The 18,556-nt window shown below is 55.2% G+C and carries 16 protein-coding genes and 2 riboswitches; of the genes, 5 read left to right on the plus strand and 11 right to left on the minus strand.

Annotated features, from left to right (window positions below; all coding sequences use genetic code 11):
- Positions 1-206 precede the first annotated feature (206 nt).
- Positions 207-698: a YqhR family membrane protein gene (locus AC3WJN_RS21690; RefSeq protein WP_005827239.1), complete on the minus strand. Its 492-nt coding sequence runs from the start codon at positions 696-698 to the stop codon at positions 207-209.
- A 136-nt stretch (positions 699-834) separates the two neighbouring features.
- Between AC3WJN_RS21690 and AC3WJN_RS21695 the strand changes: the two genes are divergently transcribed.
- Both AC3WJN_RS21695 and AC3WJN_RS21700 read left to right on the plus strand, forming a co-directional pair.
- A complete protein-coding gene (locus AC3WJN_RS21695) occupies positions 835-1,770 on the plus strand; it encodes a DUF1385 domain-containing protein (RefSeq protein ID WP_025843718.1) in 936 nt (311 codons plus the stop codon).
- A gap of 35 nt (positions 1,771-1,805) precedes the next feature.
- Complete coding sequence (locus AC3WJN_RS21700; RefSeq protein ID WP_005827235.1) at positions 1,806-2,159, plus strand: hypothetical protein; 354 nt, start codon at positions 1,806-1,808, stop codon at positions 2,157-2,159.
- A 49-nt stretch (positions 2,160-2,208) separates the two neighbouring features.
- Here the strand turns inward: AC3WJN_RS21700 and AC3WJN_RS21705 are convergent, their stop codons facing one another.
- The 3 genes from AC3WJN_RS21705 to AC3WJN_RS21715 form a co-directional block, all read right to left on the minus strand.
- Positions 2,209-3,138, minus strand: coding sequence for a patatin-like phospholipase family protein (locus AC3WJN_RS21705; protein WP_005827233.1), 930 nt, complete (start codon positions 3,136-3,138; stop codon positions 2,209-2,211).
- A gap of 179 nt (positions 3,139-3,317) precedes the next feature.
- Positions 3,318-3,746, minus strand: a complete 429-nt coding sequence (gene mntR / locus AC3WJN_RS21710) for a transcriptional regulator MntR (protein ID WP_005827231.1) — start codon at positions 3,744-3,746, stop codon at positions 3,318-3,320.
- Between the two features lie 96 nt (positions 3,747-3,842).
- The gene (locus AC3WJN_RS21715; protein ID WP_005827230.1) at positions 3,843-4,406 is read right to left on the minus strand and encodes an NADPH-dependent FMN reductase; all 564 of its coding nucleotides are present in this window, start codon (positions 4,404-4,406) and stop codon (positions 3,843-3,845) included.
- Positions 4,407-4,566: 160 nt separating this feature from the next.
- On the opposite strand from AC3WJN_RS21715, the gene AC3WJN_RS21720 reads away from it, so the two are divergent.
- Positions 4,567-5,577, plus strand: a complete 1,011-nt coding sequence (locus AC3WJN_RS21720) for a hypothetical protein (protein WP_007785317.1) — start codon at positions 4,567-4,569, stop codon at positions 5,575-5,577.
- Here the strand turns inward: AC3WJN_RS21720 and AC3WJN_RS21725 are convergent.
- Entirely contained in the window at positions 5,568-7,229 is a 1,662-nt protein-coding gene (locus tag AC3WJN_RS21725) for a PAS domain-containing sensor histidine kinase (RefSeq protein ID WP_260507450.1), read from the minus strand. The two genes, AC3WJN_RS21720 and AC3WJN_RS21725, sit on opposite strands and share 10 nt — an antisense overlap.
- Positions 7,230-7,617: 388 nt before the next feature.
- On the minus strand, positions 7,618-8,958 hold the full coding sequence (locus tag AC3WJN_RS21730; RefSeq protein ID WP_007785304.1) for a M28 family peptidase: 1,341 nt from the start codon (positions 8,956-8,958) through the stop codon (positions 7,618-7,620).
- Positions 8,959-9,313: 355 nt separating this feature from the next.
- Here AC3WJN_RS21730 and dat point away from each other — a divergent pair, with 355 nt between their 5' ends.
- Complete coding sequence (gene dat, locus AC3WJN_RS21735; protein WP_007785303.1) at positions 9,314-10,165, plus strand: D-amino-acid transaminase; 852 nt, start codon at positions 9,314-9,316, stop codon at positions 10,163-10,165.
- 82 nt (positions 10,166-10,247) lie between these two features.
- On the opposite strand, the gene AC3WJN_RS21740 is transcribed toward dat, so the two are convergent.
- From AC3WJN_RS21740 to gcvT, 5 genes are all read right to left on the minus strand, one after another.
- A complete protein-coding gene (locus tag AC3WJN_RS21740) occupies positions 10,248-11,078 on the minus strand; it encodes a lipoate--protein ligase family protein (protein ID WP_005827220.1) in 831 nt (276 codons plus the stop codon).
- Positions 11,079-11,154: 76 nt separating this feature from the next.
- Complete coding sequence (murG, locus tag AC3WJN_RS21745; RefSeq protein ID WP_035317431.1) at positions 11,155-12,228, minus strand: undecaprenyldiphospho-muramoylpentapeptide beta-N-acetylglucosaminyltransferase; 1,074 nt, start codon at positions 12,226-12,228, stop codon at positions 11,155-11,157.
- A 106-nt stretch (positions 12,229-12,334) separates the two neighbouring features.
- Positions 12,335-13,807 carry an aminomethyl-transferring glycine dehydrogenase subunit GcvPB gene (gene gcvPB / locus AC3WJN_RS21750; RefSeq protein WP_005827216.1) on the minus strand — a complete coding sequence of 491 codons (1,473 nt, stop codon included), beginning with the start codon at positions 13,805-13,807 and terminating at the stop codon, positions 12,335-12,337.
- Positions 13,800-15,152, minus strand: a complete 1,353-nt coding sequence (gcvPA, locus tag AC3WJN_RS21755; RefSeq protein WP_005827214.1) for an aminomethyl-transferring glycine dehydrogenase subunit GcvPA — start codon at positions 15,150-15,152, stop codon at positions 13,800-13,802. Before gcvPA ends, gcvPB begins: the two co-directional genes overlap by 8 nt.
- Before the next feature lie 43 nt (positions 15,153-15,195).
- Positions 15,196-16,299, minus strand: a complete 1,104-nt coding sequence (gcvT, locus tag AC3WJN_RS21760) for a glycine cleavage system aminomethyltransferase GcvT (protein WP_007785295.1) — start codon at positions 16,297-16,299, stop codon at positions 15,196-15,198.
- Between the two features lie 91 nt (positions 16,300-16,390).
- Positions 16,391-16,507, minus strand: a riboswitch (glycine riboswitch).
- A riboswitch (glycine riboswitch) is annotated at positions 16,508-16,604 on the minus strand.
- A 220-nt stretch (positions 16,605-16,824) separates the two neighbouring features.
- Between gcvT and AC3WJN_RS21765 the strand changes: the two genes are divergently transcribed.
- On the plus strand, positions 16,825-18,525 hold the full coding sequence (locus AC3WJN_RS21765) for a DEAD/DEAH box helicase (protein ID WP_007785294.1): 1,701 nt from the start codon (positions 16,825-16,827) through the stop codon (positions 18,523-18,525).
- Positions 18,526-18,556 lie beyond the last annotated feature (31 nt).

The following is an 18,556-nucleotide window of genomic DNA, read 5'->3' on the forward strand; positions in this document are numbered from 1 at the left end:
CAAGAAAATGTCTGGGCTGGAAGACCGCTTACGAATCATTCATGGAAGCTCTGTCGCACTTGTCTTGACAATTCGTCCTAATGAAACATTTTACCACAAGCCATTCCCTGCACAACAGTAGGATGCAAAAATCGGCTAACATTGCGAATCTTCCGACTCTGGCAAACGAGAGGGGGCGATCCGCTCCCCTAGCGTTTTACACCGTGTCACTGCTCCTCGTCCGAATGCTCCAGGACGAGTGTCATGCCGATGAACAACCCGTAAGACAAATACCAGGCACCTTCCGTGCTCAAGGTTCCTACTTCCCAATTCCCTATGCGAAAGAAGAATCCTGCAATCGCAAGCAAGATCGCGCCGTAGAGAAGTCCGGTCCACCAGGCGCGCATTTGCCCGAACAATAAGGAAAACAGGAAGCTTGCCAGAACCGTTTCCACAAACAGCACAATCGCCCCGAGCGCTACACCTGTCAGGCTGTCCTCCTCGAACCCGGTGAGCAGCGGCCGGGCAAACGCGCCGAGCCCGTACGGCGTCAAATTCAGGAAGTGCGCGAGCAGACGAATGATTCCCCATACAATCGTTCCCCAAAAAGCAAGCTCCACAATTTTCGCGCCCGCCGCCGGCTTGCGCCCCTCTTTGCCGCGCTCTTTTGGCTTGCCCCACAGCTCCTTGTGCCTTCGTGCAGCTTTGCCTGCTACCATTTCGTATCACCTCACACGTAGTATGTGCTGTTCCCATGTTTTTCACTAACTGTTTACATTTCTTGGCGATGCTTGAACTCCTTGTAGCTTCAAGGCCCGCTTTCCGTTAAAATGGAGGGTAAGGAAGGTGATTGTGTTGGCTCAGCAAAAAGTACCCAGCTACGGCGGTCAGGCCGTCATCGAAGGTGTGATGTTCGGCGGCAAAACGATGACCGTAACGGCTGTTCGCAAAAAAAATCATGAGATTGAGTATTTTGAAGCCCCGCGCACGGAATATAAATGGATTACTCCGCTGAAAAAAATTCCGTTCATTCGCGGCCTGGTCGGCCTGATCGAAGCCAGCGCCAACGGGGCCAAACATCTGAACTTCGCCTCTGAACGCTACAACATGGAATCCGGAGAAGAAGTGAGCGAGGGCCCTTCGAAACTGACGATGATTCTGGGGGTCGCCCTTGTCGGTGTGCTCTCCTTCCTGTTCGGTAAATTCGTCTTTACACTCGTTCCCGTTTTTCTCGCCGATTTTCTTTTGGGCAGATGGGTGCCGGATGGAGTTCCGCAAACGTTGGCAGAAGGCGGCTTCAAAATTTTGCTGCTGCTCGGCTACATCACAGCTATTGCGCAAGCCCCGCTCATCAAGCGGCTCTTTCAATATCACGGAGCGGAGCATAAAGTGATTAACGCCTTCGAAGCCGGGGTAGAATTAACAGTAGCGAATGTGCAAAAATTTTCCACCTTGCATTACCGTTGCGGTAGCAGTTTTCTCATTTTCACCGTGTTCGTCGGTGTCGTGATCTACTCGCTGTTCAGCTACGACTCCCTGACTGAGCGGGTCGTGCAGCGCATCGTCCTCTTGCCGCTCGTCATCGGGGTTTCCTACGAGGTCCTGCAGTGGACAAACAAGCTCCGCGACACGCCTGTTTTGCGCTACCTTGGCTATCCGGGGCTGTGGCTGCAAAAAATTACGACACGTGAACCGGATGACAGTCAGGTCGAAGTAGCCATCGCTTCTTTCCAGAAGATGCGGGAGCTGGATCTTCAGCAGGTTCAGGGGAAAATGGCTACGACCGGATAACGTGAGGCATTCTTATTCCCATTGAGGTGAGGCCTATGTTACGTCGCATTCCACCCGTGATTTTGATTATTGTGCTGCTCGCCATTTACGGATTTTTGTTGACCTTCATCCGTGACCCGATCAATACGCTGATTATTCTTGGCTTGTCAGCGGCTCTGTTTTTGATCGTCCGCAACTATTTGCGCACGGGCTCCTTTTTTCCGAAAAGCGCAGGACCTGGCAAGCCGAAGCAACAAAAGGCAAAAGCAAAACCTCCGGTGATGCGACAAGCGCACAAAAAGCAATCGACGGCCTCCAGAAAAGAGCATCCGTTCCGCGTGATCGACGGCAACAAAGGAAAATCGAAAGAAAAACAGGACGAGAAAGCGCAAAACAACATTTCTCACTGAAAGCAAAAACAGGTTGCCAAAGCGGCGACCTGTTTTTTGTACCCGTTTGCTAGACCAGGTGTTTCGGGGACGAAAAGCGAAAGACTTTGACGTATTCTTCGAAATCCCAGCGCTGCAAAAACTGCTGGGCTGCCGCTTCTCCCGATGCGTACAGCCGCTCGCGCATCTCTTTGGACAACTGAAATTGCGTGGTCCGCACGCCGAGCGTATGAATGAACACCGTCCGGACCGCGTGCGCTTTGTCGACGTACAGCCTGTCGTGGGCATCGAGCATCGTCGCCAACAATCCGCGGGAAAAGGAAAACAAGCCGGTGATCTTTTTCTGCTCCCGTTTGTCCTGGTCGTCCGAGAGCCGGAACCCGATCGTCGGCCACTGCGGGATCCCCGGCACGTCGAACAGCCAGACCGGATAGTTGCTCAGCAGCGCTCCGTCCACGATATAGTGCGTGTCGTTGCCGCTTTTCAACTGGGCCGGCTGAAAGAAAAACGGAATCGAGGAAGACATGCGCACCGCTTTGGCAACCGAAAAGCTGTCCGGATCAATGCCGTAGCGCGGAAGATCGTCAGGCAGCACCGCCATTTTCTGCGCAGTGACATCGGAAGCGACGATTTTCAGCTTTCCAGGCGGCAAATCGCCAAAGGTGCGCACTCCTTTTCGCAGCAGCAACTCTTCAATGAACAGCTCGATTCGGTCGGCGCGAAACACCCCTTCCCGCACGATCAGCTCGTAAATCGGCCCGATGAGCGGAAGCCTGCCGATCCCCGCCCGATGCAAAAAGTGAAGGTAATCCAGCTCGTCAAAAATCGGCTTCAGCTCCTGGCTGTTGTACCCTGCGCTGAGCAGGGCGGCCACGATCGAGCCTGCCGACGTGCCGGCCAGCTTCTCCCACACATATCCGTTTTCCTCCATGACTCGCAAGGCGCCGATAAAAGCGATCCCTTTTACGCCTCCGCCTTCAAAAACCGCGTCCGCCTTCAACCTGTCGCCCCCTTCCCCAAAAACGCTCTACTACCAAATATAGGGCGACAGCTCATCCGTTAGGATTAGAAAACAGGGTTCGCTTTCGTTTTTTTTTTTGTGCAAACTCGGTCCTGCCCGCGTCCGTTTTTCAGGCAAAAGAAAAGCGCAAGCCTGATTCGCTTGCGCATTGTAGATGCCTATTCTTCTTTTTGCTCCTCTTCCAGCCGAATCCGGCGAAGCTCCTCCATCCGGTTCGGGTCAGCCTGAAAGTATTGCACAAGATATTCCAGACAAGTAATGGATTCCCAGCTCAAGTGGTGTTCGATCCCTTCGACATCCTGGTAAATGTGCTCTTCGTCAACGCCAATGACCCGCATGAACTCTTCGAGCAGGCTGTGGCGATCCACCAGACGCTTCCCGATCTTTTTCCCTTTGGGCGTCAACACGAGGCCACGGTATTTTTCATACACGAGATATTTGTCTTTATCCAGCTTTTGAACCATTTTCGTGACCGAAGAGGGATGTACTTCCAACGCTTCAGCAATATCGGAGACACGAGCATAGCCCTTTTCTTCAATTAAGCTGTAAATACGTTCCAAATAGTCTTCCATACTCGGCGTCGGCATGTGAACCCCTCATTTCAAACCATATTTCTTCCGTCCAAAAAAGGCACGTAGAAATATAATACCTTTAAATGAGAACGATTAGCAAGAGAAACCTGCCTATTGTAATTGTTTTTCTGCTTTCTGGTTCATCAAATTGACAAATTCAACCAATTGCTGGCCAAGCGTCTCCATCCGCGCCTGCAAGCGCTCGTCTTTCAGCTTGCCTTCCGGCGTGAAGGCGTTGTACGCGCTCGGAATGCTCGGGCTGGCTGGCAGCGGCCATGCGTGCAGATTGCGCATAATCAGTTGCAGCGTGTTGACGGTGTTGGTAGCGCCCATGCTTCCTCCGGCGACGCCAACCAACGCTACCTGCTTATCGCGCAGATGGCGGCCTTCCAAAAAGTCGAGCGCATTTTTCAATGCCCCGGTCATCGTCCCGTGATACTCAGGCGAACCGATCACGAGGCCATCCGCTTCGGAAATTTTTTGCACGAAGCGATGGACTACTTCCGGATATGTCGACGCGTCTTCCCGATCGTCGTAAATCGGCAGCTTCCAGTCTGCCAGGTGAATCATTTCAATATCAGCACCTGCAGCCTTCGCTGCATCGAGTACAATCGCTACCGCTTGCTTCGTCGTGGAGCTCTTGTTCATGCTTCCTGCGATTCCTACAATTTTCATTCTGAAGTCACCTCATGCGCTCTGCTTTTACTGGTATGTTTTTCATTATAATCCATATCGTCATACTTTGTAAATGAAAAAGTCTGTTTAATATTCCCTGTTCTGAACAAGCCTTGCCTGGACATACACATGTAGCAAGTTGGGAATAAGGATGATGCCTATGGACAAAGTCGCTTGGCAAATCGCCATTCTTTTTGCCGGGTCCGCACTCGGAGGACACTATCTGGGCGGTTATGAGTGGCTCCGTTTCTTCACCTATTTCGGCTCCTGGGGGACAATCGGCATCGTGCTCGCTAGTCTTGGGATCGGGTGGCTCAGCCTGCAACTGTTGGGCTTTTGCCACCGCCATCATATCCGCTCGCTCTATGAGCTTTACCTGCGCCTGTTCGGCGAAGCGTTTGCTTCCAGCCTGTCGGTCATCACGCATCTGTTCCTGCTTGGGTATGTCGGCGTCATGCTCGGCCAGCAGTCCGCATCTCTCATTGCAGGGCTGTCTCCGATCTGGGTCCTCTTATTGTCCCTCATCGTCACGATCAGCTTTCTGTTCAAGCGCTGGCAATGGATTTTCACTGGGACGGGAATATGCCTCGTGGCCGGGCTGTTGTTTTTCGGCTTGCTTTTTTTGCGGCAGCCGCATGTCCCGATTCCGAATCTCGGCTATCAAATGAATGGAAACTGGCTCATTCACGCCGTTTTTTTCCTGGCTCTGCACTTTTTGCTTACGCTCGCTGTACTGCTGCCCTTCGCGGGACGGGCAAGCCAGCCCCAATCGCTTCGGCTCGGGCTTGGCGTCGGTACGGTTGCCGTCTCTCTGTTTTGGCTGCTCGGTCAAGCTGTTTTGCTCTCCCACTGGCATGATATTCACGCCTCGCTCTTGCCGGTAAAGCTGATTTCCGTACAGCTTCTGTCCGGCGGCGAACTTGTTTTCGCGCTGCTCGCGCTGATTCAGGGAGGGGTGCTGTCAGCCTTGTTGCTCTATTCGCTCGCCCACCCTGTCACAGAGCGCCACCAGTTGCAAATGGCGCCGCTGCTCTTGGTCATGCTGCTTGCGGTCAGCCTGTTTGCCGTCCTGTCGATCGTTCTTCCGTGGAGCGTCTCTGTCGTGGCGAGCGGAGCCACCTACTGCGGCTTGTTTTTGATCGTCTGGTTCGTCTGGAAGCGTCAGACCTGACTTGCGCTTTTCACGCATACCGGCAGCACGATGCTGACCGTCGTTCCTTTTTGCCGCTCGCTTTCAATTTGCAGGCTTCCGCCATGGTCCTCCAAAATCCGCTGGCTGACCATCAGGCCGAGGCCCGTTCCGTTTTCCTTCGTCGTGTAAAAAGGCTCGCCCAGACGCGGGATGCGCTCGGGATCAATTCCGCAGCCGTTGTCCCTGATGCTGATCTGAATGTGCTCCGCGCTCACCTGCTGGCCCTTCACGTAAATCTCGCCTCCGTCGGGGAGCGCCTCCATCGCATTTTTGCATAGATTGAGCAGCACTTGCTTGATCTGATTTTCCTCACACGAAATAAGCGGCAATTGCTCGTCAATCGAAGCGTGCATCTGGATGTTTTTCAAATTGGCCTGGCTTTCCAGAAGCGAGAGCACATTGCGAATCAGCTCGGACAAATCTTTTGGCTGAAAACGCACCGCTTGCGGCTTGGCCAAAACCAACAGCTCGCTGACAATCAGATTGATCCGGTCCAGCTCAGAGAGCATGATCTGGCAGTAGTTGCGCTGCGCGCCTCCCACCGAAGCGTCGAGCAACTGGATAAATCCGCGCAGCGACGTCAGCGGATTGCGGATCTCGTGCGCAATGCCTGCCGCCAACTGGCCGATGGCAGACAGCTTGTCTGATTGGCGCAGCATCTCTTTTGTCTTCGTGATCTCAGACACATCGCGCGAGACGATCAGCATGCTGTCGCCCACTCCGTCACTGTTGCCCACAGGTTTGAAGCGCGACTCCACATTGACCCAATGCCCCTGGCTGTGCTTCAGCCGATAAAAGGTCGTCGCTTCCTCTTCCTTGCGCCAGCACTGTTTGAAAAGCTCGGTGACTCTCTTCTGGTCTTCCGGATGAATAATCATATGTATGACGGCAGGACCCATTCTGGTCATTTCCTCGCACGAATACCCCAAAAACGTCGCGTGCGCATTGGACACATACGCGACGCTTCCGTCCCGCTTTACCAAATAGATCATTTCGCTCATGTTTTCCGTAATCAGGCGAAAATGGGCCTGGCTCTCCTGCAACTCCTGTTCGATCTGTTTTCGCTGGGTAATGTCCCGGGAGCAGCAAATGATCCCTGTTACTCGTCCCTGCTTGTCCAAAACAGGGCCGTACGACAGCGAGACATGCATGAGCGAGCCGTTCTGGTGCCGACGGACTGTTTCATAGCCGACAATCGCCTTTCCCCGCAAAACTTCCGCATGGTACTGCTCCATCTCCGCGCGATATTCTTCGGGCACACACGGAATCGTTTTGCCGAGCAGGTCAGACGTACTGTAGCCGAACTGTTCCACGGACGCCTGGTTCACGTGAATGAATTTTCCGTCCAGATCCAGAATCGAGACTGCATCCGGAGTCTGCTGCAAAAATGCATCAAGTAGCTCCTTGGCTTTATCCAGCTCTCTTCTCAGCCGCGCCAGCTCTTCCTGTTCCCGCGTGTGCTGCCCTCCTTCCCTCGCCTGTTTGTACATGCGGTAGCACGGAATCGTCAGCAGCAGCGCGTACAGTAAATTCAGCGAAAAGAAAGACCACAAATCAATTCTCTCGGGATAGTGGCGCAGCAACAGTACGCTGACTGGAATCCAGCCGATGATGAGTGTTAACGAAAGCATAAAACTACTTGAGCCTATTGGTATCATCACAACCTCCGCTGTTCTTTGCTGAGTAGTATGGACTGTCGTAACTAGCATGGATTGGATTGAATATAATTTTCAGAAATATGTAAAAACAACAATATAGACTGGACGAACTTTTTTAGGATTCTTAAAAATTATAAACTTTTTTCCAATGTGTGGCTATTCCTTGTCATTCGACATATTACGACAAAACGCAGGCAAAACCCCAACAAAACTCCTTCATGGCTAAAGTTCGCGGTGCGGCCAGAAATCAGGGCACATCCCCTTGTGTTCGCTTGCTCTTCAGCAAAAAAAGCGCCCTCCCGAGGACGCTCCACCTCTTCGTTTCCCGCACTTGTTCCATCGCTCAACACGCAGCAGCGCACTACTGAAAATCTTCCTCCGGCTCGCCCTGTCCGGTCGTCTGTCCTGACCGGATCGGATAGGCCGGAGTCGCCGTGTCCGTTATGTTTCCGACCGCGGAAAAAATCATTTGCGCCGCTTCGGCGAGCTGCTCTTTTTCTATAGTGGCGGGCACATCTCCCGCTCTGTCTGCCTCACCCGCCGCTTTTTGCCGCGTGACGAGCACAGCGGGAATGCCTGCCACGGTCAACGGCGCAAGCTCCCTTTGCTGCTCTGCACGCGCGACTTCCAGCGCAGACTGCTGTGCTCCCGCTTCCGCCAGCAAGCCAGTCGCCAGAACGGCTTCCCGGCGCCCGGCGAAGGCCGTTACGTCTCCGCTCCGCCCCACCGCATCGACGTAGTAGGCGGCGACGATTTTTTGCCTGTCCTGCTCGGTCAGCGATTCGCTGAAGGCCCGCTGCCCGCGCTGGCCCGCTGTCACGGCGCCAAAGCTGACCAGTTGCACCTCGGTATCGAGCTGGCTCTCGGACAGCTTGCGGGCGACCTCAAGCATGACTGCCACGCCGGAGGCATTGTCATTAGCCCCTGGCGACGAAGCGGCTGAATCGTGGTGGGCGAGGATGAGCACGCGCTGGCCTGTTGCCGCCTCTGTCGGCTTTTTCGTCGCGATGATGTTGTAGGCAGTATGCCGCCTTGTCACGCCGCCCTCGACCTTCACAGTGGCTCTCAGCGGCTGTTTCAGCGCCCGCTGCCGGAGCAGTTGCCCTTCCTCCCGCGACAGGCCGATGACCGGAACTGACATGTCCAGCGGCTCGCCCAGCGACGCCCGCCATTCCCCCTCGCGATCGTTCCAGACGATGACCGCCACGGCTCCGGCGGCAGCGGCCTGTCTGACCTTTTCGCCAAACGGAATTTCCCCGCGCTTGACCAGTGCAATTTTCCCCCTCGCCGCGCCGCTGGCAAAATCAGCGGCCCGGCCATAGCCCGCATCGACCAACTCTGCCGTCTGCGCGCCGTTTTGTCCAAACGTCAATGGCAGCGCCGCCCAGCTCCGCTCCCAGCCTTCGATCGCCAGAGACAGGCTCGCGGGCTTTTGGTACGTATGATAATAAAAAGGCTGCAAGGCAGTCTCATAACCGTATGAGCGCAAGGCATTCTCCACATATACCCCTGCGGCAAATTCCGTCTCGGTCGCGGCTGGTCTCGCTGTTTTCGCCAGGCGCTCCACATGGCTGTACAACAGATCGGCATCCATCCCTGTGCGCGCCTGATTCGCATATGCCTGCGGCAGCGCGAAAGACAGCGGCAACAGGCTTCCCCAAACAAGCAGTGCTCCTAGTGCGTAATGACCGGCGGATCGCATGGCATTCTCCCTTCTTCCTGATGCGGTTTGCCTTTATTATGGGCCGCCCTGCCAAACAGCGTCTAGTCAGAATAGTTAGTCAAATACCAGCACGCGCCGTCAGCGGCGGACAGCTTTCGTTTTCCTTCTGCCCAAATCGGCTCGCAGGCACATCTGGTCTTCGCCGAACGCGTCGATTTGTCGAGACGGCGGCGCCTATATGAAAACTTAATAGAGTAGCGCTTCTCCCCGCTAAATAATTGATAGCGGATTTTCCGTTTTCAAATTGACCCTGCGCAGTGCGATTTGCTACTGTTGTATCAAAATCATAAACCGTTGGAAAAAAGCGGATGGAACCACTAGAGGAGGACTCACCATGCTATATGTCGATGGCAAATGGGTTGAAGAGGGGCAAGCGGCCGTTCAACCGGAAGATCGCGGTTACAACTTTGGGGACGGCATTTACGAAGTCGTACGAATCTACAAAGGGCGCCTGTATCAGTGGGACGCGCATCTGACGCGGCTGTTCCGCAGCGCCCGCGAGATCAAGCTTGCGCTGCCGTGGAGCGCTGAAGAGCTGACCCAGTTGGCCAAAGAACTGCTTTTGAAAAACAACATCACCGAGCAGGACGATGCGACTCTCTACTTGCAAATTTCTCGCGGCGCAGCTCCGCGCATTCACGATATCCCGAGCGGCATCAAGCCTGTCATCATGGCTTTTGTCCGCCCCAAAGCCCGACCTGTAGAGGACTTGAAAAAAGGCTGGACAGCCCAACTCGTCGAAGACATCCGCTGGCTGCGCTGTGACATCAAGACGCTGAACCTGCTGGGAGCCGTACTGGTCAAGCAGTACGCGAAGGACGCCGGAGCGCAAGATTCGATTTTGCACCGCAACGGCATCATTACAGAGTGCAGCTCGGCCAATCTGTTTGCGGTAAAAAACGGCGAGCTGTACACGCATCCGGCTGACCACTTGATCCTGCACGGCATTACCCGCCAGGTCGTCCTTGATCTGGCGAAGGCAAACGGCATCGTCGCCCACGAGACGGTTTTTGACATCGCCTTCCTGAAGCAAGCCGACGAGCTGTTCCTCACCAGCACGACAGCGGAAATCATGCCGCTTGTATCCGTCGATGGCGAGGCCGTTGGCAACGGACAGCCCGGTCCTGTCACAGCGAGGCTGCAAGCTTTGTTTGAACAGCACATTCACGACAGCGTGCTCGTCTAATTCGATTGATTCCATAAAGAAAGCTCTCCTGACTGGCAGTACGCCCAGGAGAGCTTTTCGCGTATGTTCGCCAACAAACAGCCTAGCGGCGCAAATTCCACTCATCCGTCGCATAGCGCGTCCGGGCGAGCTCCTCCGCCAATGCCAGTTCCTCGTCTGTCAACGCGGACGGCACCAGCTCCACTTCCAGTCCGGTGGCGAAGCCTTTGGAAAACGCTTCAATCGCTTCCTGCAAGCTCACAGGCCGCGGGCTTACCTCGTTGATCGTCACCGCTTTTTGGCGGAAGCTGTCCATCATCCGCTGCTTGACGCGGTCCGACGGGAAGTGCAGCAGCGAGAACAGCAATTCGACGTCCATGTCGAGCAAAATGGAGCCGTGCTGGAGGATGACGCCCTTTTGGCGCGTCTGCGCGCTGCCTGCGACCTTTTTCCCTTCCACGACCAGCTCATACCACGATGGCGAGTCGAAGCAAGCGGACGAGCCTGGAGAGGTGTACTTTTCTTTTTCCTCCTCGCTCGCAAGCGACACCATCTCTGCTGCCAGGCCGAGGTTTTGAAAGCCGTGCAAAAGGCCGAGACTGATGATTTTGTACGCCTCGGTGACGCCGGACGGCATCCGCGGATGCTCCTCCGACACGATCACGCTGTAGGTCAGCTCCTGATCGTGCAAAACGGCACGTCCTCCTGTCGCGCGGCGGACAAAGCCCAGCCCGCGCTTTTGCACTTCCTCCAGATTGATTTCCTTGATCGCCTTTTGAAAATAGCCAATCGACAAAGTAGCCGGGTCCCACGTGTAAAAGCGAACGGTCGGGGGCACCTTGCCCTCGCTGTGCAACTGCAAAATCGCCTCGTCCACAGCCATGTTCATCGCCGGAGACATCGCTTCCGTCACGATATAGCGCCACTGTTCCATCGTATGTACCTCCCTACTCACAACACCTTCATTTTACGCTTCTCCCCATAGGACGGCAAGGCTTGGATCGGCTGCATCAACGAGCCGTCTCCTCGATGATCGCCATGACCTGCGCCAGCGCGTCCTGCTGCTTTTCGCTTGCGGCGCGCAGCTTCTCCGTAATCGCCGGACGCTTTTGCTGCAAACGGTCCAGCGCCCGGATCAGGCTGTCTGCGCTCAACGCTTCCTCTTCGAGCACCTCGCAAAAGCCTTGCTGCTCAAAAGAGCGGGCATTCAATATCTGGTCTCCCCTGCTCGCCGCCCGCGACAACGGCACGAGAAGCATCGGCTTTTGCAGTTGCAAAAACTCGTAAATCGCATTGGAGCCTGCGCGCGAGACGACGAGGTCGGTCATCGCCAACAGGTCAGGCAGCTCGTCCTGGACGTACTCGAATTGCCGATAGCCGTCCCGCTTCAGGCTGTTGTCCAACTGATTTTTGCCGCAAATGTGCACGACAGAAAAACGCTTGGTCAACGCGTCGAGCGTGCCGCGAACGGCTTCGTTCAACCGCCTCGCCCCCAGGCTGCCGCCCATGACGAGCAGCACCGGTTTGTCCGGGGAAAAGCCGCACAGCGCAAGCCCCGCTTCCTTCCGGCCTGTTTTCAGCTCGTCGCGAACGATCGCCCCTACATGTGTCCCTTTGCCCTCGGGCAAATGCTGGAGCGTATCGGGAAACGTCGCGCACACTTTAGCGGCAAAAGGCAGCGACAGCCTGTTGGCGAGTCCCGGCGTCAGATCGGACTCGTGCAGGACGACAGGCAGCCGATTCAGCCAGGCGCCAAAGACGACGGGCACGGAGACGAATCCTCCTTTGGAAAAGACGACAGCCGGCTTCCAGGCTGCGAGAAAGCGGTAAGCTTGCCAGGCGCCTTTGCCTACGCGCAGCGGGTCGGTGAAGTTTTTCCAGTCGAAATAACGGCGCAGCTTGCCTGTCGCAATGCCGATGTAGCGCACGCCGTCGAGCCTGCTGACCAGCTCCCGCTCGATCCCTGTCGTCGAGCCGATGTAGGCGACCTCCCAGCCTTGCTGCAAAAAACGCGGGATGAGCGCGAGGTTGACGGTGACGTGCCCCGCGGAGCCGCCGCCTGTAAATACGATCCTTTTGTTCATCATTGGTTCTCTCTCCCCGAAATGTCGGATCAATCCCATCTGTTCATGATAGCATCATTCGGAAAGAAAAACCGCCCTGTAAAAAGGCGGCTTTTCCAAAAGAGAGCTATTGTGCTTGCGGCTGGTAGCGCAGAATCGGCTTGCGCGCCGCTGTCGCTTCGTCCAGACGTTTGACCACGGTTGTATGCGGCGCTTCCTGTACAAGCTCAGGCGTTTCCTCGCACTCGCGGGCAATTTGCAGCATAACGTCGATGAACTCGTCGAGCGTTTCTTTCGTTTCGGTTTCGGTTGGCTCAATCATCAGGCACTCGTCGACAATCAGCGGGAAGTAGATAGTTGGCGGGTGATAACCGAAGTCGAGCAAGCGTTTGGCGATGTCGAGCGTGCGTACGCCCAGCTTTTTCTGGATCACGCCAGACAAAACAAACTCATGCTTGCAGACGCGGTCATACGGCAGATGGTAAGCCGTAGCCAGACGGCGCATCATGTAGTTCGCGCTGAGCACCGCATTTTGCGACACTTGCAGCAAGCCTTCCGGACCCATGGTGCGGATGTAGCTGTGAGCGCGCACGAGGATGCCGAAGTTTCCGTTGTAGCCTTTTACGCGGCCGATGGAAGCCGGACGGTTGCTGTCCCAGTAGAAGCTGCCGTCTTCTTTTTTCGCCACGATCGGCGTTGGCAAAAACGGTTCGAGAATCTTTTTCACGCCGACAGGGCCAGCACCTGGTCCGCCGCCGCCGTGAGGGCCTGTAAACGTTTTGTGCAAGTTGAGATGCACCACGTCGAAGCCCATGTCGCCTGGACGGGCAATGCCGAGGATCGCATTCGCGTTCGCTCCATCGTAATACAAGAGGCCGCCTGCTTCGTGGACGATTTTCGCCATTTCCACGATGTCTTCCTCGAACAGACCGAGCGTGTTCGGGTTGGTCAGCATGAGTGCCGCTGTATCAGGGCCTACGGCATCGCGCAGCGCCTGAATGTCTACCAGGCCGCGCTCGTCAGAGGCAATCGTGACGGTGTCCAGTCCTGCTACCGCTGCAGAAGCCGGGTTCGTACCGTGCGCGGAGTTTGGCACGATGACTTTTGTGCGGTGGCCTTCGCCGCGGCTCTCGTGGTACGCGCGGATCATCATCAGACCTGTCCACTCGCCTGCTGCCCCCGCAGCCGGTTGCAGCGTAACTGCGTCCATCCCGGTGATTTCAGCCAGCTCTTCTTGCAGGTTGTACAAAAGCTCCAGTGCGCCTTGTACGGTTTCTTCCGGCTGGTACGGGTGCGTCTGCGCGAAGCCTGGGTAGCGGGCAACGTCTTCGTTGATTTTCGGGTTGTATTTCATCGTGCAAGAACCGAGCGGGTAGAAGCCGTTGTCTACCCCGTGGTTGCGACGGGACAATTCGGTGTAGTGACGAACCAACTGCAGCTCGGATACTTCCGGCAGTTCAGCAGGAGTCTCGCGGATGAGGTGCTTCGGCAGCAGGCTTGCCACCTCTACCTCTGGTACATCCAATGCCGGCAGATTGTAGCCCACACGGCCCGGTTTGCTCATTTCAAAAATCAGTGCTTTTTCCTGGTCGTTACGCACGTGTGATCGCCTCCAATTCAGCCGCCAATGTGTCGATTTCTTCCTTGGTCCGCAGTTCGGTTACCGCAAGCAGCGTATGGCCCGCGTATTCCGGGTAATCCAGTCCCAGATCGTAGCCGCCGATGATGCCAGCGTCAAGCAGCTTTTTGTTTACTTCTGCCACCGGCTTGGACAGTTTGACTACGAATTCGTTGAAGAATGGAGCGGCAAAGACCACTTCCAGACCTTTTGCCTGCAGCGCTTGCTTGGCGTAATGCGCTTTTTGCAAGTTCATCATCGCCATTTCCTGTACGCCCTGTTTTCCGAGCGCAGTCAGGGTGATCGCAGCCGCCAGTGCCAACAGAGCCTGGTTGGAGCAAATGTTCGAAGTCGCTTTTTCACGACGGATATGCTGTTCACGAGCTTGCAGCGTCAGTACGAAACCGCGCTTGCCGTTCTCGTCTTTGGTTTGCCCGACGATCCGGCCTGGCATTTTGCGCATCAGCTTGGTAGTCGTTGCGAAATATCCGCAGTGTGGTCCGCCAAACGATGCCGGAATGCCGAACGGTTGCATGTCGCCCACCACGATGTCAGCGCCCAGTTTGCCTGGCGCTTCCAATACGCCCAGCGCAAGCGGGTTGGAAGAAACGATGAACAGAGCGCCTTTGCCATGAGCAATCGGCTCGACCGCTGCCAAGTCTTCCACGTTTCCAAAGAAGTTAGGATATTGCACGATAACGGCCGCTGTGTTTTCGTCAATCAGCGCTTCCAGAGCTTGTGTGTCGGTTACGCCGTCGTTGTTGATGCCGACTTCAACCAGCTCTACGCCTTGACCGTACGCGTATGTTTTCAGAACGCCGCGCGCTTCCGGGTGCACAGCACGGGAAACGATGACGCGCTTTTTGCCAGTGTGACCAGCCGCCATCATCGCCGCTTCTGCCAAGGAAGTCGCTCCGTCGTACATGGAGGAGTTCGCTACTTCCATTCCGGTCAGTTCACACACCATAGTCTGGAATTCAAAAATGGCTTGCAGCTCGCCCTGGCTGATTTCAGGCTGGTAAGGCGTATAGGCGGTAAAAAATTCTCCGCGCAGCAACATGTGGTTGACTGTGCTTGGCGCATAGTGCTGGTAAACGCCAGCACCCAAAAAGTTGACGTGCGTGCTGAAGTTCACGTTTTGATTAGCCAGACGCGTGAAGTATTTCACCAGATCAGGCTCGGACAGAGCTTCCGGAATGTTCAGCGCCCCTTTGAAGCGCACTTCTTCCGGGATGTCTGCAAACAGTTCTTCTACACTGGAAATGCCGAGAGTTTCGAGCATTTCGCGCTTGTCCTGATCGGTTTGGGGCAGGTAGCGGTATTTCACGAACGTTGTCCTCCTCAAAATAGGATGTATAGTGGGCGATTGCTTAGTTTTTCGGACGTTTATAAAACGGAGCGGCGACAACCTCTGCTTTGAGGCGTTTTCCGCGAATTTCCACTTCCAGTTGGGTGCCAAGCGCCGCATGTTCGCTTTTCACGAGCGCCAATCCGACGTTTTTCTTCAAGGTAGGGGACTGCGTGCCTGAAGTCACTTCGCCCACCAGCTCTTCGCCGACGTAGACCGGATAGTGCGTGCGCGGAATGCCGCGGTCGATCATCTCGATGCCGACGAGCTTGCGCGGCGCGCCGTTTTCTTTTTGCGCCTTGAGCACCTCTTGGCCGATGAACGGCACTTCTTTGTCCACCTTCACCGCGAAGCCGATGCCTGCTTCGATCGGCGTGATGTCCTTGCTCAGCTCCTGGCCGTACAGCGGCAGCTTCGCTTCGAAGCGCAGCGTGTCGCGCGCGCCAAGTCCGCAAGGCAGAAGCCCGTCTTCCTTGCCCGCTTCAAGCAACGCGTCCCACAGTTCAGCGGCACGCTCTGCAGGCAGGTAAATTTCAAAGCCGTCCTCGCCTGTATAGCCTGTGCGGGATACCAGCGCGGAAATGCCAGCGACCTCTACGTCGCGCTCGAAACGGAAGAAGCCGATTTTCGACAGGTCTGTGGCGGTCAGCTTTTGCAAAATCGACTCGGCCAAAGGCCCTTGAATGGCGATTTGCGCCGTTTGCGGCGAAATGTTTTCAATCGTGACACCCGGAATCAGGTGCTCTTCCAGCCATGCATAGTCTTTGTCAATGTTTCCTGCGTTGATGACAAGCAGGTAATGGTCGTCCGCGTATTTGTAAACGAGCAGATCGTCGACCGTACCGCCGTCCGGGTAGCAGAGCACGCTGTACTGCGCTTGCCCGACAGCCAGCTTGGACACGTCGTTGGTGGTGACGCGCTGCAAGTATTCGAGCGCACTCTCGCCTTTTACGTCTACTTCTCCCATGTGGGATACATCAAACAGACCTGCTTTCGTCCGAACGGCTTCGTGCTCCTGGCCAATGCTGGAAAACTGTACAGGCAGCTCCCAGCCGCCGAAGTCGATTGTCTTGGCGCCGTATTTTGCGTAGGAATCAAACAGTGGCGTTCTTTTCAGATTGGACATGTGTGGCACCTCCTAAAAACTGTTAGTCGGCATTTCTCCCCATGAAAAAACAGAGGCGAAAAAACGGGTACACCAAAAGAACGGTGCCCATTTCTCCTCCTCTGTCCTTGGTACCTGAGAGTTACCTTGCCAATCAAGCGCGGCGGGGATCACCGCGCTTGCAAGTTTCCCCTTTGGTGGCTCCGATTTCGAGCTCTCTCCAGAGTTGCGTCCAGTAGAGGTTCTTTTGCCTGAGAGATTCACCGTTCCCGGCTTGCTCCTTCGGCGCTGCAGTGGTTCGCGCAGTCTCTCCCTGCTACTATCATTCGCGTTGGTTAGATGGTCATACATAAGTTTTTGCTATGATTTCCATACTAATGAATGAACTTCCTCTATATCCTACCATGAGAGTCCGCCGTTGAAAATATGCAAATTAACAGTCAGATCAAGAAATACTTAACAAAATGATGAACACGATCATAAATGTTAAGTTTTTTGATAAAGCGCATGAAAGTTATGGCAGAGCTGTGTAAAGGAGTAACGTATATGCCGAATATTCCTGTTTCATTTGACACGAGCTGGATATCCCCGCTGACGGAGCGAATGCGCGAAGACGGCCCCTGGGACAAGTGGGAGCTGTTCAAGCTGGCGCTGGAAGCGGAAGAGGCCATGGCTGTTCGCGAGTTCGATCAGTTGCAATGCCTGAAATACTTGCCGCTGCTCTCCCCGTTTCCCCACCAGTTGCAAACGGCGGAGCGAGTGCTCAACGACATGCGCGGACGCGCGATCCTCGCCGACGAGGTCGGACTGGGCAAGACGATCGAAGCCGGGCTGATTATGAAGGAGTACATGGTCAGGGGTCTGGCGAAAAAAATTCTCGTGCTCGTCCCCGCCTCCCTCGTCATCCAATGGACGAAGGAGTTGCAGCAAAAATTCGGGATTCCCGCCGTGGCGCAAAAAAAGGAGTACATGTGGCGGCAGCATGAAGTCGTCGTCGCCTCCATCGACACGGCGAAACGAGATCCGCACCGCCGCCACGTCCTCGACATCGACTACGACATGCTGATTATCGACGAGGCGCACAAGCTGAAAAACAAGCGGACGCGAAACTATCAGTTCGTGAAGGAAATTCGCAAAAAATATTGCCTGCTGCTCACGGCTACGCCGATCCAGAACGAAATGGACGAGCTGTACAACCTGATTAATTTGTTGAAGCCGGGGCACCTCGGCCACTCCACGTCGTTTTCCTCCAATTACGTCGAAGGAAAGCGACAGTCGAAAAACAGCGACAAATTGCGCGAAGAAATTGAAAAGGTGATGATTCGCAACAAGCGAAGCGACGGCGGCATCCAGTTCACCAGTCGCCGCGTCCAGTCGATTCCGATTGAGCTGTCGCAGGAAGAGATGGAGCTGTACGAGGGCGTCACCCGCTTTGTGCGCGACCAGTACCAGACAGGAGCTGGCCTGTTCAACTCGCTCGCCTTGATTACGTTGCAGCGCGAGGTTTGCTCCAGCAAGGAAGCCTCGTTCATGACGCTGTACAACATGCACCAGCGCACCAGCGAAGACTCCCCCCTGCGCGGCCGAATTTTGGAGCTGGTGGAGATGATTAAGCGGATCGAGACGCATTCCAAGGCGGCCAAAACGGTCGAGCTGATCCAGGAGATCAACGACAAAGTCATCATTTTCACCGAGTACCGGGCGACGCAAAACTACCTGCAAAAATATTTGCATGACCACGGCATTACTTCTGTGCCGTTTCGCGGCGGCTTCAAGCGCAGCAAAAAAGACTGGATGACCGATTTGTTTCAAAACCGCGCGCAAGTACTGATCGCCACAGAGGCTGGCGGGGAAGGGATCAACCTGCAGTTTTGCAACCAGGTCATCAACTACGACATGCCGTGGAACCCGATGCGCGTCGAGCAGCGGATCGGCCGTGTCCACCGTCTCGGCCAGAAGCGGGACGTGCACATTTACAATTTGTCCACCGTCGGCACGATTGAGGAGCACATTTTGAAGCTGCTGTACGAAAAAATCGACCTGTTCGAGATGGTCATCGGCGAACTGGACGACATCGTGGAGCGGCTGAATCTCAACTCGTCGCTGGAAGAAAATTTGACGCAGATCATCATGGATTCCAAATCGGCCCGCGAAATGGCGTTGAAGCTCGACAACATAGGCCACGCCATCCGCGCCAGCAGACAGCAGCACGCATCCCCTGCCCTGTCGGAAGCGGCAGAGCAGTAGCAGAAAAAACGCACACAAGAAAAGAGGTTTC

It is taken from the genome of Brevibacillus sp. FW306-2-1A-C05A, assembly GCF_058781555.1.

What these genes read in the sequence shown, in the direction of transcription:
- AC3WJN_RS21715 (WP_005827230.1), bottom strand. Translation starts at nt 4,406, where the DNA reads ATGAAAATTGTAGGAATCGCAGGAAGCATGAACAAGAGCTCCACGACG.
- murG (WP_035317431.1), bottom strand. Translation starts at nt 12,228, where the DNA reads ATGAACAAAAGGATCGTATTTACAGGCGGCGGCTCCGCGGGGCACGTC.
- mntR (WP_005827231.1), bottom strand. Translation starts at nt 3,746, where the DNA reads ATGCCGACGCCGAGTATGGAAGACTATTTGGAACGTATTTACAGCTTA.
- AC3WJN_RS21725 (WP_260507450.1), bottom strand. Translation starts at nt 7,229, where the DNA reads ATGCTTTCGTTAACACTCATCATCGGCTGGATTCCAGTCAGCGTACTG.
- AC3WJN_RS21690 (WP_005827239.1), bottom strand. Translation starts at nt 698, where the DNA reads ATGGTAGCAGGCAAAGCTGCACGAAGGCACAAGGAGCTGTGGGGCAAG.
- AC3WJN_RS21730 (WP_007785304.1), bottom strand. Translation starts at nt 8,958, where the DNA reads ATGCGATCCGCCGGTCATTACGCACTAGGAGCACTGCTTGTTTGGGGA.
- AC3WJN_RS21740 (WP_005827220.1), bottom strand. Translation starts at nt 11,078, where the DNA reads ATGGAACAGTGGCGCTATATCGTGACGGAAGCGATGTCTCCGGCGATG.
- AC3WJN_RS21700 (WP_005827235.1), top strand. Translation starts at nt 1,806, where the DNA reads ATGTTACGTCGCATTCCACCCGTGATTTTGATTATTGTGCTGCTCGCC.
- gcvT (WP_007785295.1), bottom strand. Translation starts at nt 16,299, where the DNA reads ATGTCCAATCTGAAAAGAACGCCACTGTTTGATTCCTACGCAAAATAC.
- AC3WJN_RS21720 (WP_007785317.1), top strand. Translation starts at nt 4,567, where the DNA reads ATGGACAAAGTCGCTTGGCAAATCGCCATTCTTTTTGCCGGGTCCGCA.
- dat (WP_007785303.1), top strand. Translation starts at nt 9,314, where the DNA reads ATGCTATATGTCGATGGCAAATGGGTTGAAGAGGGGCAAGCGGCCGTT.
- AC3WJN_RS21765 (WP_007785294.1), top strand. Translation starts at nt 16,825, where the DNA reads ATGCCGAATATTCCTGTTTCATTTGACACGAGCTGGATATCCCCGCTG.